Below are 16,820 nucleotides of genomic sequence, written 5' to 3'. Positions count from 1 at the left end.
TTTTCGTTTTTATTGTTTTAACCAGGTGAATGCTTCCTGAATATATCTTTGCTGGTCTACATCGGTAACATCAGGTTCAATTTTTTTGCCGTAAATTTTCTTTGTTCTGTCAACCATAGTCGAAACCGTCAGAAACAGTACAGCTCCGTCGCTCATATTGTAGCTCTGGTTGGCTGTTGAAAGTCCACAGGTGGCCATACCAAAAAATTTTGTCTCCGGTCTGGCTTTAAAAGCCACAGCTATTGCTTCTCCCGAGCTTGCAGTACCCTCATCAATAAACACAGCAACTCTCGGATTAGGTTTTTTCAAAATATAAGGATTACTCATCTGAAAGCCGAGTGTATTGCCATTTTTGTAGCCCCACTCAATAATATTATTTAGCGGATCAATAAAATACCCTGCTACTCCCTCGCCTAAAATAGGACCAATCCCACCCATCATTGGCCACATATTGCCACCACGGTTTCCTCTCAGATCTACAATCCAGCCTTTGAGTGACTCACTATCTGCCGCTTTAATAGCATTCTGGATAGCCTGTGCAAAATCATCGGCTTGCTGTTGTGTACCTGAAAACGCTCCGACTTTCACATATCCTATTTCCTTATCTGCAGCAGGTGTAACTGGTATGCTACCGGCACAGGTAGGATTATTTGCGCCAAAGGTATATGCCCCCTTGGCATTTATAAAGAAGCTATGATTATCTTTCAACTGGGTAAGTGCAACATAAATAGCTTCAGACGTCTTAATATCATTTACATCTTTCGCTCCCTTGGCTGTTTCCAGTACAGTTTTTCTGAAAACAGCCCAGTCAATGTTTCTTTTGTTCACAGAATAAGTCTGCATAATTACCATTAGTTCATTAAGATATGCTTCAATAGCAGAATTTAATTTTAATGGCTCGGGTTCTTTTTGGCAAGCATTGTTTAGCAGAACAACCGATACAAGAATAAGCAATAAGAGTTTTTTCATACGTTTTGTGTCATTTTCAGTCACGGAATATAGAGGCTTTGTTGCCCTTATAATATCAGAGTGAAAAAATACAACAAAAAGTTGAATCAATCCAAATTTTTTATTTAACTCTATTGACTATACTTCTGATTTTCCAGCTTAAAACGCTTCATTTATCAGTTCATGATTCACCATTGCTCCGGCTGCCGATCCTGATGCTACGGCCATTGCCACCGAGCGCATAGGGTTTGAGTTATCACCACAAGCAAAAACATCTGCCACATTTGTCTTCTGAAAATTATCAATTTTTATTAACCCATTTTCAGTTAGTTCGCAACCTAACGCCTCAGGAATACCTGAATGTTGTACAAATGCAGGTCGTGAATAAATTGCATCAAGGGCAATAGTTGAGCCATCTGTCAGAGCCATTTTCTCAATTTTACCTGCTGTATGTATCAACCTTTCTATGGGCGTATCCACAATCTTTATCTGATGTTTTTTAATCTTTGCCTGTTGTTCTTCACTGAGTGTTGATGCCCCATTCGTAAAGATAGTCAGGTCTTTTGTCCAGTTATTAATTAATTGTGCATAATGAAAAGCAGCATCACCATTGGCAATAACACCCGTTTTCTGGTGATGTATTTCATAGCCATGACAATACGGGCAATGAACAACTGAAATACCCCAACAAGCTGCAAAGCCCTCTATATCAGGCATCAGGTCTTTCAGACCCGTAGCAAATATTAATTTTTTAGCATGAAAAACCACTTCATTTTCTACGTCAACCACAAATCCTTTGGCAGTTTTTGTCGCATGAGTAGCTAACCCTTTATAGAATTGTACAGTCTTGTAAGCAGCTATCTGAGCCAAAGCAATATTGGCTATTTCCTGTGGCTTTTGTCCATCTTGGGTAAGAAAATTATGTGAGTGAGGGGTTTGGCGGTTACAAGGTTGCCCGCCATCAATCACTAAAACCTTTCTGAGAGCACGCCCTAAGCTCATAGCTGCCGATAACCCCGCATAGCTACCACCTATAATCATTACTTCAAACTCCTGACTATCTGCCATTTTACTGGATATGTTTTAAAACTATTGAATCATTATTGTATAAATATTCTAATAATTTCATAAATGCAATATTGTTGCAAATGGTTCCTTTGAAGATACTTAATTTTTCATCTATATGATAGATTATAGATTAAAAGATATGCTTGTATTGAAAAGCTGATAGCGACCTAAGCAAGCCTAAGCGTATAGAAAAATAAAGGCAGAGTAAGTAAAAAGGGGGTCTGGCATACTATTTTAGCATGAATTGATACATAACAAACCATAAAATTCATGTACAGATTTTTGATTTTTCTTTTCCTGCTGTTGTCAGCTACTACTTATGGGCAAAAAGTTGCCAATTTCTCCTATAAAAAATTTAGTGCCAAAGACTTTGAAGCCTATGGTTTCTGGGTAAATGCCAATCAGGTAGGCGATATTAACTATTCTTATAAAACACCTGAAGGCGATATAAAAAGTATGAAATTGCAGTATGAGGGTACAGATATGCTAAAGGGTGAAAAGGCATTTAAAGTCCTTTTTCCAAATAATCTACGCTTATATGTGATTCCGAGAAAAAACAATACTTTAAAAATTGCAAGTCTTGACGGCAAATATTCCAAGACTTTTACCTGGCTATATGAAGGTCCGGTTGAGGGTAGGGGTACTTTTTGTGAACCTTGTGCAGAAAATGCCGAGGAAGCTACAAAGTTGTTGAAAGCGTATTATCTGAAGTAGGTACTTACTAAATTATATAGGAGCGAAGCATGAAGACTTATTCATGCTTCGCTCTATTTTCTTTATTTAGTATTCAGAATAAGTACAGATGATTTCAGGTTTCCCAAACCTATTATCATAAATTTATTCTCACTCATTTTAGCTAAAGCCGTAAATTTGAAAGCAACCGAACCACCAAAGGTTTTAGTCTCCCGGTTTTTCCAGCCATCATTTGTAATATAAATATCGCCGTAAGGAAAGAAGCCCATATCTTCATAGTGCATTCCTACGCCTATGGCCTGCTTCTGATTAATAAAATACATCTTGAATACATCAGGTATTTTCCGGATAGTATAATCGTTTTTTGAGTTTACATAAACTATAGTAGTATCTCCTTTCAGGACAGGGGTATTATCTGCAAAATAGATTTCATGAAACTGATTATCAACAGACGCCTTGAATGGTAGCCAGTTTTTACCACCATCTTGTGTGGTATAATAAGCACCTTTAGACCCGGCAATTACTCCTTCATTACCGTATCTGAAATTGACAGAAGTGCCTGACACCCCATCCGGTAAAGTGTATTTAATTATACTCTTCAGGTTATGGTCAATTTTCCATAAAGCCTTGCCTCCTTCAAGCATATAGGCATTCGACTCCGCAGGAAACGAAATAGATAGAGGTTCAATCGCCGCACTTTCTTCAACTATCTGCCATGTTTTGCCTGCGTCTTCAGATTTCAAAACCACTCCTCCTGAATTGTCAGCACCAATAATATACCCTACTCTTTTATTGGAACTGAATTGAATACTTTTCAGAAACTTAGTAGTTGGCGATTCAAGTTTAGTCCAGTTTTTCCCTCCATTGGTAGTTCTGAAAATATTTCCACCATTGGTAATAGCAACACCTGTAGAGTCGTTGGCAAAACTTAAGTCCATAAAATTACCCACAGGCAAGTCTGATTCTATCTGCACGAGCTTGTCAAAAGAGAGGTTTCTGGCAGGAGCAGGTTCCTGACTATTACAACTGATTAACAGGAGCCATAAAGTGGCTAACAAAAAAATGGTTTGTTTCATGAGTATTCATATGCTTGTTTAGCTATGAGATACTTCAGAGCCATAAAACGTTGCGACGAGCAGGTGTTTTTGTATGGAATTTTAGGTAACGGTAGGGGTAGGGGTGCAAAAGATTATTGGGCATCATCCTTTTATGATAATTCCGCTATCCACGATAACTCATGCGTTTAAGCAATTTTAGGTGCGAGACAATACCACCCCAATAGGTTGTTTGATTCGGTTGTATATGGTGTTCTTGCAAAATGGCATATAAAATCCTGTTAAGTTGAGGATAATGTATATGATGATAATGAGGAAATAAATGATGTGCAATATGGTTATTAAAACCTCCAAGAATAAAATTAGCTGTTGAACTGAAAGGGTGCATATCATTAGAACTCTTAATCTGATTCATTAACCATGAGGTATTAATATACCCATTAGCGTCAGTTTTAGGATATTGCGTTTCTTCTACATGATGGGTCATAAAAAAAGTAAACAGCAAAAACAAAGATTGAAAAATATGCATACAGAAAAAGCCAGTTAAAACAACAGACCAATGTTGCAGAGAAAAAAGAATAGGCAATAAAAGAACGAGACTGATGTAGCATATCTTTTGTAACCAGAATAAAACATGATACCGGAACCCTTTATTAGAGGTATAGCTGTCTTTTGAAAAAAGAATAACAAAATCTTTGATAAATATCCAGAATAAAGAATAAGTAGTATAGGCTAAAGGTGCATACCAATGTTGATATTGATGATACCAATAATGCTGACTATCAGGAATGACACGAATCAATTTTGAGATTTTCAGGTCTGAATCATAATCTTCTACATTAGGGGCATAGTGATGCGAATTAATATGTCTTTGTTTCCACGCTTCTGCATGTGCACCTACAATTGTATAAATAATAATAAAGCAAATATTGTTGAGGTTTTTGCTTTTAAATATAGTATTGTGCGAAAAGTCATGAGAGAAGTTAAAGGCCAATAAGAGAGAGGCAAACCCATAAAAAATAAAGCAAAGAATAAAGCTAACAGGATTGATAATTTTATATAATGCTGTGTAACTTATGCCCATCAAAAACACATAGAAAGCAAATTTTAGCCATATAGTAAATAGAAAGTTTGTCTTATCTATAACAAGTTTTTCGGCAACCTGTGCATAGATAATTTTTAGCAACTCACTGTCTTGCGGAATATGTATATGCTTATCTCTCAAATGGTATAGGTTGAGTTTTTTGCTGAGTTCCCATTGCCTTCAGGAACCTGAAATGAGATTTCAGAGATTCTATATAAGGCATTTCCATGTAAGTTATCTGGTGTTTGATAGCCAGTTCTCTGAAAATCGGTAAAATATCCAGATAGTGAACATGACAGATATTGGGCAATAAATGATGCAAGGCGTGTGCATTAAAACCACCTAATGTCCAGTTGAAAAAAATGCTATCTGCATTGTAATCAACAGAGGTACACATCTGCAATTTAGGCCAACTCATATCCAATTGATTATCTTTATCAGGTGAAGGATGTGCTACATAATCAGATACATGAGAAACGCCTAAAACACCAACAAAGAGCAATGAAACCATAAAATGGTTGAGTAGGAATGCTAACAACACATTACTCCATCCAAATGGCAAAAAATAAATTGGAATCAGAATCATATAACCTATATAGAGCAGCTTATAGATAATTAATCTGACAATTTCGATGGGTGGAATTTCTATTTTTATAGTTCTGCTTGAGTAGTTAAACAGCATGAGCGTTTCTCTGAAGAAGAACCAATTAAGGGAGTAAAGAAGATATAAAAAAGGCGCATAAATAAATTGATATCGATGAAACCATTTGATTGGTTGACTTTCTGTCATACGAAACACAGGGTTATTCAATACATCGATATCGCTACCCTCAATATTGGTATATAGATGATGTGACTCGTTATGATTTTTACCCCATACATAGGCATTGTTGCCTTGTAGATTAAAACTAATCGAAAAAAGAAATTTATTCCAGAACTTACTCTTTACAGCTACTCCATGTGCGGCATCGTGTGATATATTAAATGCAGTAAGCAGAATAGAAAGCCCCATGAGCAAATAAAAAATATAAAATGAGGTAAGCGAAGTGCTGGTAATCATGAGGGAATATAACAAAATATCAAGACTGAAATACATAAAAATCTTGAATAACATGATATGATTTCCAGTCTTATGAATCTCCTTTTCTGCAAAGTACAAGTCTATCCGCTCTATTAGTTCTTTATAAAATGCAGATCCCTCGTCTTTCGAGAATTTAAGTTTGTTCATGCGCTTAACTATTTAAACGTATAGCGTTTTAGTTAAAGGAATATTGTATTTCATTGAAATAAAGTTTGTCAGAACGGTATAGATATTCTTGTTTCTTTCTTAATCTAAGAAAGATATGCTTTAGAAATTAACAGAGTCATATCATAGTTTCTCACCATTTAATTCTCCAAACCCACCATTCAAAAACTAAACCCTGCCATCCAAGCATTTTTAGTTGAGCAGCGCTATATTTTCTATGACCTTTGTGGGGTCAAAAATAAAAACAGAATAGCACAAACACGCCATGAAAACTTTTTATAACAATCCTCTAAAGAAATTTCTTAACTATCCTATTGCTTGTATGATGTTTCTTTTCGGGATTATAAATTTAAGAAAACTGCTGAAAAACTTATAATATGGATTGAATTAGCTATTACTTTTAAACAGAAAAATAAAGGTTTTCTACTATTATTTTTCAGATAAAATTTTTTAGAATAAATAATTTTATTTGAATTTATGGAATTTTCAGATATTTTTGAAAATATGGACATAGATGAAAATTAATTAATGTCCCATTCAAAATATCACTTTTTGGCATTTTGGGTTCTTACTATCCTGATTTGATTAAGCAAATCATTTTTGCGCTCTCTCGGGATACTCAAACTTTTAGTAGAAGACTTCATCCATAATTCAGAGGCATCAAGCTTTTCAAGATATTTAAGATTAATCAAAAATGTTCTTGAAAGTTTATAAAAATTGGGGAAAGAAAAATGTTGAGACAGGTACTTCAGATTCATGGCATAGATATCTTCAGAGCCATCAACAGAGTGAATAATGACATAAGAACCACTTGCTTCCAGATAAGTAACCTCAGCAATGTTTATTTTCTTTAATTCTCCCTGTTTGACAGGTAAAAAAAAGTCTTGATTGATAACAGTTTGGTCGGAATTTACATTAGTATAAAAATATTGCGCTGCGAGCTCAATTTGAGTGATTAACATTCTTGGCTGGATGGGCTTTACCAGATAAGAAAATGGAACTGTCAGTTTGGCACGTTTAAAAACCTCAGGGCTATCATTTCCGGTTAAAAAGATAATAGGCAAAGGTTGTATTTTATTAATCAACTGGGCTAAAGCAATTCCATCTAAATTTGAATTGTCAAGATTAATATCTAAAAGTACCAAGTCCGGTTTATTATTAATAAGCAAGGCAAGTGCTTCATCAGATTGTCGGGCTATGGCAACCACTTTAAACCCGGCAGGCTCAATAGTCTCTTTAATTACCTGGGCAGTTAATACATCGTCTTCAACAATAAGGACTTTTAAATTTTCTGAAGTCATAGCATTGTATTTTAAAATGGTATATAAGAAAGTTATATTAGCTGAGCCTGTTTTTAACGAATCTGAAAACTTAGCTCGAAATACATTCCCTTTTTAAATAATAGACTATAAGAGCCATATAATTGCATCACCTGCATCTGAATGAGCTGTAATCCGAACGACTTCGGTTTATCAAGATTTACTTTTTCTGAAAAGTCAGTTTGCCCATTATCCTCTATAATCATGGTCAATATTTCTTTTTCAATACTTATATTAATTGCGTATTTCGGCGAAGGATTATTGGGGAACGCATATTTGCAGCTATTGGTGGTGAGTTCGTTGAGTATCAGCCCCAGAGGTAGTGCCTGGGTTGGAGTCAGGTAAACATCCGGTATATTAATTGATAATTCAACATTTTTGCAGTCAAAACTATGTAGTACAATCTCTGCTACCTCTGCAAGAAAATCAGGTAAAGGAACCATTGCTAATTGATTACCGTTGTACAAAAGTTTGTGGAGGGTTGTCATGGCCTCTACCCTAAGCTGAATCTCTTCAACGGCCTGCTTTACTTTGCTATCTTTTAAACGATTGCTTTGCAAGTGTAACAAATCTGACAATGCCTGTAAATTGTTTTTTAATCTATGGCTTTGCTCTCTTACCAATACTGCATTTTGATTACTGACCTTGCGATACTTTCTAAAAAGAATATAGAAAACAATAGCAGAACCTAATAATAGTAAAGAAAGCGTAACAACTATATAAAAAAGGTTGTTCTGGCGTTTAAAATTCTCGGTTTGTAATACTAATTCCTGTTTTTGGGCTTCGAGCAATAATTCCTGGTTACTTGATTCATTTGCGCTACCTAACAACTTTAATAAACTGGCTCTGTCGTCTGATAACTTGCGCTTTTCTAACTCTGTTAATTTTACCTGATAGTTATAGGCATTTATCCAGTCGCCTCTTTTAACAGCATATAAAGCATTACATGCTTGCAGAAGTATATTTACCTCCATACTTAAAGGGCATTTTTCATGAAACAGACGATCGGCTTTGTCGAGCAATAATTTTGCTTCTTCCAAATTATTATTTAAAAGTTTAGCTTTAAAATGATGAAGCGTGGCAAGCGCCAAAGTAGTATATTTATCTTCTTCCGGCTCTGAATCTAATTGTTTGTATCCTGCTTTGGCATAATTGTCAAAGTCTTCCAGATGTATTTGCCCTTTATCGAGGCCGATTTGTTTAATGGCCTCTTTATCATCTGTTAATTTAGCTAATGCTTCGGCCTTGTTTAGGTAAAAAACAGCACTGTCGAGATGCGTAGCTACTGTAATTCCGTTGGTAGTAGACCAGTTATAGGAGTGCAACTTTGCCAGATGAACGTAAGCAATAATTAATCCTTTCTGAGAATTAATTATCTGATGAATACTGATGGCTTTGTAGCAATGAAAAAAACTCTGGATATAGTTGCCAAGGCTTTGTTCACACTCTGATAGCCTGACGTGAATTCTGCCTGATTCATATATCAAGGGTTTTTTCTCTAAAATGTTCAGCGACTTAATGTACCACATCTTAGAGCGGAGGTAACTCCGTTTGGTATTAAATTCCCATTTACCTAATAAATAATATGCCTCGGCCAATAAGAGTGAATCTTTTTTAAGGATGGCATCCCGGTACACATCTTTTGCATAAGTTAATTTTCTTTCTTCAATTTTTGATTGCCCAAAACACTGATAAGAACTCAAGAAAAAACTAACATAGCCTATTAATAATAAAAAAAACACTTTGTAAAATAGCACTGACAGAATCTTATAAAATTCATGAAAACTACAATTCACAAAATCAATCTGCTGTTTCATGGATAGATTGTTACAATTCAAAAAAAACGTTCTTTTCTTAAAAAAGAATCTTACTCTTTGCAAGTAAAAATAGGTTAATCTACGCACAAAATCCACATAATTTTATTTAAAGGCGAATTCTGGAAATTTTGTTTTTCAGACCAGAGCAGGCTTTACAAAAGCATTTCTTCATTTCATCAACAGATAAATACATTTCACAAACTCTATATCTCTTCTTTCACAACATCACTGATATTGCAGTCATTTCTATTTTTAAAAACACTGGTACAATAAAGATTGTGTCAGTTAAGATTTTTTGAATGAAAATTAAAAGCACCTGGGAATTCTTTACTATTTAATTGCTAAAGTGACTATGAAGATTACTGAAAAAATTACCCTTAACCCCGAAGACATTACCTGGTTTGAATCAGATATTAATTATACGAAAGTGAATCTGACAAACGGGCGACAGTTGATTATCTCTTACACCCTGAAAAAAATAGCTGATCAGGTAAAGTCTTACTCAAATTTTATACGTATCCACCGCTCATTGCTGGTTAATAGCAACCATATCCACTCCATAGAAATTTCTGATAAAGATATATTTATCTATGTTTCAGGTAATCATAGATTACTTGTTTCGAGAAGGAAGAGAAACTTGTTGAAGGAGATTGCCCTCAATCTATGTTTGCATTAGAAGTACTTATATACAATCGTTTAATTAATCATTCATTATAAATTAAAAACATCATGAAAAGACATTTCCTTTGGTGTATATGCTTGTTGAGTAGTGTAGTATCGTTTGGGCAATTGCAAAATCTTAATGAGACAAATTCTATTCATAGTTTTGAAAGTACTACTCAAATATCATCATCTAATTCTTTAGCTTGTCCATCTCCCTGGGCGCTATCAAACTAAAATTTGTTATCAACATCAATAAGTTTAGGATGGGAATGTAATGAACAGAATGCATTGTTTGAATTACAATATAAATCCGTTAGTTCATCAACCTGGACAACAATTACTGATATTCCAAGTGATGGTAATGGTCAGGGCGGAAATGTTAGTTTAACAGAGTTATTACCTAATACGACCTATCAATGGCGGGTAAAAACCATTTGTGAAGTGGAAAGCCCTTCTGCTTATATTGAGGGGACAAACTTTACTACTGTGTGTCCATCTCCCTGGGCGCTATCAAACTATAGTTTGTTATCAACCTCAATAAGTTTAGGATGGGAATGTAATGAACAGAATGCATTGTTTGAATTACAATACAAATCCGTTAGTTCATCAACCTGGACAACTATTACTAATATTCCAAGTGATGGTAATGGTCAAGGTGGAAATGTTAGTTTAACAGAGTTATTACCTAATACGACTTATAAATGGCGGGTAAAAACCATTTGTGAGTTGGGGAGTCCTTCTGCTTATGTTGAAGGTACAAACTTTACTACTGTGTGTCCATCTCCCTGGGCGCTATCAAACTACAATTTGTTATCAACTTCAATAAGTTTAGGATGGGAATGTAATGAACAGAATACATTGTTTGAATTACAATACAAATCCGTTAGTTCATCAACCTGGACAACAATTACTAATATTCAAAGTGACAATAATGGGTATGGTGGTAATGTTAATCTAATAGGTTTGTCACCTAATACGACCTATCAATGGCGGGTAAAAACCATTTGTGAATTAGGAAGTCCTTCTGCTTATATTGGTGGTACAAACTTTACTACTATATGTCCGATGCCATGGGCACTATCAAATTATAGCGTTGCGTCAACCTCAATAAGTTTAGGATGGGAATGTAATGAACAGAATGCATTATTTGAAGTGCAATATAAACCTACGAATTCATCAACCTGGACAACTATTACTAATATTCAAAGTGATGGTAATGGCTATGGCGGGAATGTTACTTTAACTGAACTATCACCTAATACACCTTATCAATGGAGAGTAAGAACTACATGCTCATCAGGAAGCCCTTCTGCATATATAGGAGGAACAAACTTCACAACTCTCTGCGCAGCTCCAACTGGCTTGGGAACGGGGAATACAACACTCACTACCACAAACTTAATCTGGCTAAGTGTTAGTTCGGGTATTAGCTATGAGATTCGCTATCGGGTACAAGGAAGTAATACTGCCTGGACAACCCAGACGGTGAATGCCCCAACACCAACGCCTAATTCTACTATTATCCATCCAATCAGTGGGTTGACAGCACAAACCAGTTACGAATGGCAGGTAAGAACGCTGTGTTCTCCACTCAATACAGCCTTTAGTAGTCTGAATAATTTTACAACCAATTGCCCTTTGCCTACAAATCTGACTACTACTGATATTACTTCTACCAGTGCTAAACTCAACTGGAATGTAGGCATGAGTGGCGTAACCAGTGAATTGCAATGGCGATTAACAGGTAGTAATACATGGACAACCATTAGCAATATAGCCACCACTTCGTATCAGTTAACAGGTTTGACAGTAGGAGCTTCCTATCAATGGCAGGTACGTGTCAATTGCTCACAGAGTGTTAATTCTAGCTATGCCACTCCTGTTTCTTTTTCAACTATTTGCCCTTTGCCTAATAATCTGGCTATTTCAAATTTAACGGCCACATCAGCACAATTGAATTGGTCTGGCGGCTATGCAGGGGGTACCTATTCTTTGCAATGGCGCTTGCAAAGTAATGGTTCATGGACAACAGTCAACAATTTAACTACCTCATTGTATACACTGTCAGGGTTAAATGCCAATACAGTATATGAATGGCAGGTGAAATTGTTTTGTACACCAACTGTAAGTACTGCTTACGCAGGACCAAGTACTTTTTCAACACCTACTACTTGTACAAATATGTTTTCTATAAAAGATGGGGCATGGAATGACCCATCGATATGGTCATGTAACAGACTGCCTACTAACGCTGATATAGTGCAGATTAAGCATATTGTTACAGTACCAGCAGGATATGTAGCACAAGCACAACAAATTACTTACGCACAAGGGCCAACAGTGAAATTCCTGCAGGCTGCTCAATTAAACTTTTTACATTAAGAACACTCATATTCAAATATTTATACAATGAAAAATATCATCGTTTTAACATTATTTATACTTTCTGTGACCAATACAATGGCACAGATAATTGAAACTCCGGCCAATAGTATTCTGGCTGTAAAGAGTGGTATTACCATTCCTGATACAAGTTCGTATCGTATCAATGGGTCGTCTATTTTAAAGACAAAAAATACTTCAAATGTTATTTTAGGTTTTAATGCAGCTAATACTATTATAACAGGGCAAAATAATGTTTTCTTGGGAAGTAATTCAAACGGAACTACCTCTGCTATTTCAAATTCAGTGGCAGTAGGGGTAAATGCCAAAGTTGCCATCAACAATGCTATCGTTTTAGGAGATACTGCCAATACCAATATAAAGGTTGGTATTGGTACAGCCGCCCCTCGTTACCCGTTAGATGTAAAAGGGGTAGTAAATATGCGTATTGGTTTAAATTCACCCTCATTAAAAATCAATGACCGTGAGTTTTTAGCTTTAGATGCAGACGGGTCATTTTTGCTTTCTGATTTCCGAATCAAATATAATCACGAGAGAGAGTGGTCTGATAAGGTATTTGAAAGTAATTATCAGTTAATGCCTATAGGAGAGGTAATGAATTTTGCCAGAGTGCATAAACGTTTGCCTAATGTCCCTTCTGCTAAGGAGGTGGTAGAAAAGGGCGTAGAAATGAATACAATCATTGCCAAACTATTAGAAAAAGTTGAAGAACTAACAATCTATACGGCTAATCAAGCTGAGGAAATTAGCTTATTAAAAGGAAAATTAGCGGCATTAGAAGACAAAAGTAATAAGAAATGATTCTGAATTTTCACCTTTATTGGATAATATAATATTTTCAAAATATTCTGAAATTTCAAATAAAAATAAAATCCTCTCTTCGCAAGAAGAAAGGATTTTGTTTTTTAAAAGTTCCCCTTCAGGGGTTAGGGGCCTCTTAATCCTCCAACCCCGTCGTATTCGCAGGCTTCTCAAAAGTCCACTCCGTACGAATCAACTTCTTCTGAGCCGGATAAACCTCATCCAAAGTATTCGCATCATACACACGGCCATTCTTGATAACCATTTTCAACGTATTCGAATTACGGATGTTCTCCAATGGATTCTTATCCATAATCAACAAATCAGCCAGTTTACCTTTTTCGATACTACCTAAATCCTGGTCTAATCCAAGGGCTTTTGCACCCAAAATAGTAGCCACTTTTAAGGCATCATGGTTTTTCATGCCCCCACTTTGCATCGACCACAATTCCCAGTGATACCCTAATCCCTGAAACTCTCCGTGACTACCAATCCCTGCCAAAGAACCACTTTCCACCATCGATTTCATCGATTTCGCATGTTTCTGGAACACGTGTTCTTCCGGCAAAAACCACGTACTTACCCGACGAGTTTTCTCTGCCAGTTCATCATACGGCATAAAATGCTGCATCTTCTTGTCATGATATGGATTCTCAGTCTCAAAATAATAGATTTCAGCAAAAGGCCCGCCATACGATACTAATAGGGTAGGTGTAACCGCCATTTGCGAGTAAGCAATACTTTTCACCACATCGTTATACAACGGATACACCGGAATCGCATGCTCATGACCCGGATAACCATCAATCATATTGGTCATGTTCAGCTTATAGTTCAGACCACCCTCGGTAGTGGGCATCAATTTCTGATCTCTCGCTGCCTTAATAATCCACTGGCGACTCTGGCGATTCCCCGTCAGATACATCTTGATATACTTCGAATTATAGTATTTGCTATACTGTTTCAAAGCATTAATCGCCCCCGTTGAATCTTTGATATTATACGCCCAGAAACCAACACCCGGCCCTGTTGAATAGATTCTCGGCCCGGCAATCTTACCCGCTTCTACCATATCACCGTAAGTAAATACATCGGTCGTAGCCGTTTGAGGGTCACGGGTAGTCGTTACACCATACGCTAAATTAGCAGCATAGACCCATACCTGATTTTTCTGGATACCCCACTGCGGCCACATGTGTGCGTGCGTATCCACAAAGCCTGGTATGACCGTTTTCCCTTTTACATCTATTACTTTGGCCTTGCCCGTCCCTTTCAGCGTCCCGCTCTTGCCTATTTCCTTGATACGGTTGTTTTCAATTAATATATCGCCATTTTCTATCACCTCATTGCCTTTCATCGTAATTACACGAGCGCCTTTCAACAAGACTGCTCCCGTAGGCATATCACGGCTGAAATAGATTTTTATCTCAGTTTCCTGTGGTTTATACTTCGGCTCTTCTTTTTTCACGGCTGCTTTCTTCGCATCTTTTACTTTCACGCTATCGGTTTTAATCTTAATAGTGTCCGATTTTGCTTTGTTCAACGAATCTGCCTTGCGTTTCTCTTCGGCTTTTTTAGCCACTTTCACGCTATCGTCAAAAGTCTTGGCTCTTTCTAAATCGTATACGATATGATAACGTCCCAACGACCAATGCACTTTCTTCGAATCGCTCGACCACGACGGAAACTCTCCGCCCAGTTCAGTCAGCTTTTTAGCCGGAAACTGCGCAGACCCCACGTCTGCCACCGAGATATTCACTGTTTTACCCGTCTTCGGTACATTCAGCGTATAAATCTCGTTATTAATCTGTGCCAACGCCTGGTCGCCGTCGGGTGCCATAATAATCTGCGAAGCAGGCGAAGGACGGTTTACTTCCATAGCCTGAGCCGCTTTTTCTGAGAGCATACAGTTATGCGCAAAATCTTCACCTTCAATGCTCATTCCGTAAGTGGTGATACCCGTTACTTTTACATGCGTTTTTTCGTCCGTACCATCCCATTTAATAGACTGCAAATCACCATCACCACCGCTCAGATAAATGCGGTCTGTCTGGCTGCTCACAAAGTGCGGCGTAGAGCGGTTACGGGCTTTGTCTATCACCGTAACAGCACCACCATTGGCATCTATCCAGCAAATATCGTCTTCCGAACCATTGGCCACAGGCCCGATAGACGATTTAAAGGCTTGTAAACGAGTGCGAATGAACACAATACGGTCGTTTTTTGGTGTCCAGACTGGTTGGGCATATAAGGCAGACGATTGAGTCAATTTCTGCAAATTAGGTGTGCCTTCTGCATTTACTTTGTATAGATTACCTCCTTCCGGTGTCCAGGTTGTAAATACCAGATTCTTGCCATCGCTCGACCAGGCCGGTTGAGCTTCGGTGAAATCGTTGGTCGTAATCAGGCGAGGAGTGCCATTCGGATAATCTGCTATATAGAGACGATTCAATGCCGTAAAGGCTAATTTCTTCCCATCAGGCGAAGCAATCGCATCACGAATCTGAGTAATCAGGGCGTGGCTGGTATCTGAAACCGGGTATTTAAATTCCAGTTGAGGCCCCATTTCAATTTCCATATCCACATTAAACGGAATCGCCACAGGCTTCTCACCATTCACCCCGATTTTATAAATCTTGCCGCCATAAGAAGCCAACACGGCTGAGTTATCAGGCGTAAACGACATACCCGGCAAAACCCCCATTGTAGCGATTGACTCCTGATCATCCCGTTGGATAGGGTAGGCCAGCCATTTTTCGTCGCCGTTTTCTAAATTACGTAGCACCAATCCTGTTTTATCTTCGTAGCGCGTGCCGTATACCATCCATTTGCCATCGCCCGAAAGCGTAGGCGTAAAGGCCGAGCCATATCTTGAGGTAATGGTAGTGCGTTTGGCATTGTCACGATCGTAGACACCAATCTGGTATTGCGGCATCATGGCATTATAATTCCATGCACCACTGCGTTGCGAGAAATAAATATAACGGCCATCATGACCCACCGTTGCATCAATCGTTTTCAGGTTTGCAGGTGTGTCAATCAATTGTACCCCTCCGCCACCATCGTGGTGTACCATCCACAATTGCACGTTCATACGGCCTTTCGAATAGACAATGTATTTGCCGTCGGGTGTCCAGTCGGCCGAAGTAAAGTTCTGGTCACGGTCTTTGGTTACCTGTACTGTATCTTTTTTCTCAAAGTCGATGTACCAAACATTGTCTGACCCTGTGCGGTCAGAGATAAACAACAACTTTTTACCATCCGGACTAAAGCGAGGATGTGTATCAAAAGCCATCCCTTTGGTTACATTCGTAGCCTTGCCACCTGCAAACGGAATCGTAAATAAATCGCCCATCATATCAAACACAATCGTTTTGCTATCGGGACTCACATCGACCGATAGCCACGTGCCCTCGGTGGTGTTGGTGCGTAGCGTGCGGGACGCTTTGAGCGGTAAATCTTTGTAACGTATATACTTGGTCGTGTCTTTGGTTTGTTTGGTAGTATCTTGCAGGGCAGAAAGTAGCCGCGAATAGATGCGACCTTTAGAAGCAAAGACACCAGCCACCACACAGCACCCAATGCCAATACTAAGCAGGGCTGATTTCAGGGTAAATTCAGGTTTCATTTAAAAGAAGTTTTTTTAGAAGTGTTTTTTGGTAAAAATATTAAAATTTTTGGGGATTTGGGTGGGGAGAAAGGAAATAATATAACTAAAAAGCA

General features: G+C 37.7%; 12 protein-coding genes. 4 read left to right on the top strand and 8 right to left on the bottom strand.

From position 1 onward, the window contains the following. Positions 1 to 9: 9 nt before the first annotated feature. A complete protein-coding gene (locus EWM59_RS13300) occupies positions 10 to 969 on the bottom strand; it encodes a S41 family peptidase (RefSeq protein ID WP_130021468.1) in 960 nt (319 codons plus the stop codon). A 138-nt stretch (positions 970 to 1,107) separates the two neighbouring features. Further along, positions 1,108 to 2,016, bottom strand: coding sequence for an NAD(P)/FAD-dependent oxidoreductase (locus EWM59_RS13295; RefSeq protein ID WP_130021467.1), 909 nt, complete (start codon positions 2,014 to 2,016; stop codon positions 1,108 to 1,110). Between the two features lie 270 nt (positions 2,017 to 2,286). On the opposite strand from EWM59_RS13295, the gene EWM59_RS13290 reads away from it, so the two are divergent. Continuing rightward, a complete protein-coding gene (locus EWM59_RS13290) occupies positions 2,287 to 2,730 on the top strand; it encodes a hypothetical protein (protein WP_130021466.1) in 444 nt (147 codons plus the stop codon). Between the two features lie 62 nt (positions 2,731 to 2,792). Here EWM59_RS13290 and EWM59_RS13285 read toward each other — a convergent pair whose 3' ends face one another. From EWM59_RS13285 to EWM59_RS13265, 5 genes are all read right to left on the bottom strand, one after another. Next, positions 2,793 to 3,785, bottom strand: a complete 993-nt coding sequence (locus EWM59_RS13285; RefSeq protein WP_130021465.1) for a YCF48-related protein — start codon at positions 3,783 to 3,785, stop codon at positions 2,793 to 2,795. Positions 3,786 to 3,930: 145 nt separating this feature from the next. Then, complete coding sequence (locus EWM59_RS13280) at positions 3,931 to 4,989, bottom strand: fatty acid desaturase family protein (protein WP_130021464.1); 1,059 nt, start codon at positions 4,987 to 4,989, stop codon at positions 3,931 to 3,933. Beyond that, entirely contained in the window at positions 4,979 to 6,076 is a 1,098-nt protein-coding gene (locus EWM59_RS13275; protein ID WP_130021463.1) for a fatty acid desaturase family protein, read from the bottom strand. The genes EWM59_RS13280 and EWM59_RS13275 overlap by 11 nt, the downstream gene beginning before the upstream one ends. A 563-nt stretch (positions 6,077 to 6,639) precedes the next feature. Beyond that, entirely contained in the window at positions 6,640 to 7,395 is a 756-nt protein-coding gene (locus EWM59_RS13270; protein WP_130021462.1) for a response regulator, read from the bottom strand. A gap of 53 nt (positions 7,396 to 7,448) precedes the next feature. Beyond that, positions 7,449 to 9,230: a sensor histidine kinase gene (locus EWM59_RS13265; protein ID WP_130021461.1), complete on the bottom strand. Its 1,782-nt coding sequence runs from the start codon at positions 9,228 to 9,230 to the stop codon at positions 7,449 to 7,451. A 352-nt stretch (positions 9,231 to 9,582) separates the two neighbouring features. Between EWM59_RS13265 and EWM59_RS13260 the strand changes: the two genes are divergently transcribed. From EWM59_RS13260 to EWM59_RS13250, 3 genes are all read left to right on the top strand, one after another. Further along, complete coding sequence (locus EWM59_RS13260) at positions 9,583 to 9,906, top strand: LytR/AlgR family response regulator transcription factor (protein WP_130021460.1); 324 nt, start codon at positions 9,583 to 9,585, stop codon at positions 9,904 to 9,906. A 224-nt stretch (positions 9,907 to 10,130) separates the two neighbouring features. Further along, positions 10,131 to 12,275, top strand: a complete 2,145-nt coding sequence (locus EWM59_RS13255) for a fibronectin type III domain-containing protein (RefSeq protein WP_130021459.1) — start codon at positions 10,131 to 10,133, stop codon at positions 12,273 to 12,275. A gap of 27 nt (positions 12,276 to 12,302) precedes the next feature. Then, positions 12,303 to 13,097: a hypothetical protein gene (locus tag EWM59_RS13250; protein ID WP_130021458.1), complete on the top strand. Its 795-nt coding sequence runs from the start codon at positions 12,303 to 12,305 to the stop codon at positions 13,095 to 13,097. A gap of 136 nt (positions 13,098 to 13,233) precedes the next feature. Here EWM59_RS13250 and EWM59_RS13245 read toward each other — a convergent pair whose 3' ends face one another. Beyond that, positions 13,234 to 16,725 (bottom strand): amidohydrolase family protein, encoded by a 3,492-nt coding sequence (locus tag EWM59_RS13245; RefSeq protein WP_130021457.1) that lies wholly within the window; start codon positions 16,723 to 16,725, stop codon positions 13,234 to 13,236. Positions 16,726 to 16,820 lie beyond the last annotated feature (95 nt).

This window comes from Emticicia agri (assembly GCF_004168285.1).
Lineage (GTDB): Bacteria > Bacteroidota > Bacteroidia > Cytophagales > Spirosomataceae > Emticicia > Emticicia agri.
Note: the sequence above shows the minus strand (reverse complement) of the source record. Positions and strands in the feature narration are given on the sequence as shown.

What these genes read in the sequence shown, in the direction of transcription:
- EWM59_RS13265 (WP_130021461.1), bottom strand. Translation starts at nt 9,230, where the DNA reads ATGAAACAGCAGATTGATTTTGTGAATTGTAGTTTTCATGAATTTTAT.
- EWM59_RS13290 (WP_130021466.1), top strand. Translation starts at nt 2,287, where the DNA reads ATGTACAGATTTTTGATTTTTCTTTTCCTGCTGTTGTCAGCTACTACT.
- EWM59_RS13285 (WP_130021465.1), bottom strand. Translation starts at nt 3,785, where the DNA reads ATGAAACAAACCATTTTTTTGTTAGCCACTTTATGGCTCCTGTTAATC.
- EWM59_RS13260 (WP_130021460.1), top strand. Translation starts at nt 9,583, where the DNA reads ATGAAGATTACTGAAAAAATTACCCTTAACCCCGAAGACATTACCTGG.
- EWM59_RS13270 (WP_130021462.1), bottom strand. Translation starts at nt 7,395, where the DNA reads ATGACTTCAGAAAATTTAAAAGTCCTTATTGTTGAAGACGATGTATTA.
- EWM59_RS13245 (WP_130021457.1), bottom strand. Translation starts at nt 16,725, where the DNA reads ATGAAACCTGAATTTACCCTGAAATCAGCCCTGCTTAGTATTGGCATT.
- EWM59_RS13275 (WP_130021463.1), bottom strand. Translation starts at nt 6,076, where the DNA reads ATGAACAAACTTAAATTCTCGAAAGACGAGGGATCTGCATTTTATAAA.
- EWM59_RS13250 (WP_130021458.1), top strand. Translation starts at nt 12,303, where the DNA reads ATGAAAAATATCATCGTTTTAACATTATTTATACTTTCTGTGACCAAT.
- EWM59_RS13295 (WP_130021467.1), bottom strand. Translation starts at nt 2,016, where the DNA reads ATGGCAGATAGTCAGGAGTTTGAAGTAATGATTATAGGTGGTAGCTAT.
- EWM59_RS13300 (WP_130021468.1), bottom strand. Translation starts at nt 969, where the DNA reads ATGAAAAAACTCTTATTGCTTATTCTTGTATCGGTTGTTCTGCTAAAC.